Annotated in this window: 1 protein-coding gene; it reads left to right on the forward strand. The window is 76.9% G+C overall.

The features are described 5' to 3' along the window. Positions 1-1,086: acyltransferase domain-containing protein (locus ABTY15_RS39740; protein ID WP_350607722.1), on the forward strand; the 1,086-nt coding region annotated here is incomplete at both ends.

Consider the following 1,086-nt stretch of genomic DNA (forward strand, 5'->3'; position numbering starts at 1 on the left):
CCTCCGTACCACCGTCCGCTTCGCCGAGGCGGTGGACGCCCTCCTCGCCGACGGCTACGGCACGTTCGTGGAGGTCAGTGCGCATCCGGTGCTGGTGATGGCACTCCAGGAGAGCATCGAGGCGGCCGAACGCGATGCCGTTGCGTTCGGCACGCTCCGCCGCGGCGAGGGCGGCCCGCGCCGACTGCTGGCCTCGCTGGCCGAGGCGTGGGTGCGCGGCGTGGCCGTCGACTGGCGGGCCGCCGTCTTCACCGGCGTCACCGCCGTCCCGCCGCTCGAACTGCCCACCTACGCCTTCCAGCACCGCCGGTTCTGGCCCGAGCCGGCCCGCCCGGAGAACGGCGCCGGAACGGTCGGCGCGGACCCGGTGGACACCGCCTTCTGGGAGGCCGTCGAGCGCCAGGACCTGGAGACGCTCGCCGGCTCGCTCGACCTGGACGCCGACGCGCCGCTGAGCGCCGTCCTGCCCGCCCTGTCGACCTGGCGGCGCGAACGCCGCGAGCAGTCGACCGTGGACGGCTGGCGCTACCGCATCACCTGGCAGCCCCTCACCGATCTGCCCGCACCGCTGCTCTCCGGCACCTGGGCGGTCATCGCGACGGAGGACGACCGGGACCGCGCCGACGACCTCGCCCGCGGTCTCGCCCGGCGCGGCTCGGAGGCCCGCACGCTCACCCTCCCGGCCGCCGACCTCGACCGCGAGCCGCTGGCCGAGCGGCTGCGCAAGGAGCTCGGCGACACGGCCGGCCTGTCCGGCCTGCTCTGGCTCCCGGCCATGGACGGGCGGCCGCACGCCGAGCACCCGGGCCTGCCGCTCGGGCTCGCCGGGACGGCCGCGCTGGTGCAGGCGCTCGGCGACGCCGGGATCGAGGCACCGCTGTGGACGGCCACCCGCGGCGCCGTCGCGGCCAACCGGGCCGAATGTTTGGCCGCGCCCGTGCAGTCCCTGGTCTGGGGCTTCGGCCGGGTCGCCGCGCTGGAGCACCCGCAGCGCTGGGGTGGCCTGGTCGACCTGCCGGAGCTGCTGGACGACCGGGCCCTGGACCGGCTGGCCGGGGTGCTGGCCGGTACGGGCGGTGAGGACCA

It is taken from the genome of Kitasatospora sp. NPDC097643, assembly GCF_040302625.1.
Taxonomy (GTDB): Bacteria; Actinomycetota; Actinomycetes; order Streptomycetales; family Streptomycetaceae; genus Kitasatospora.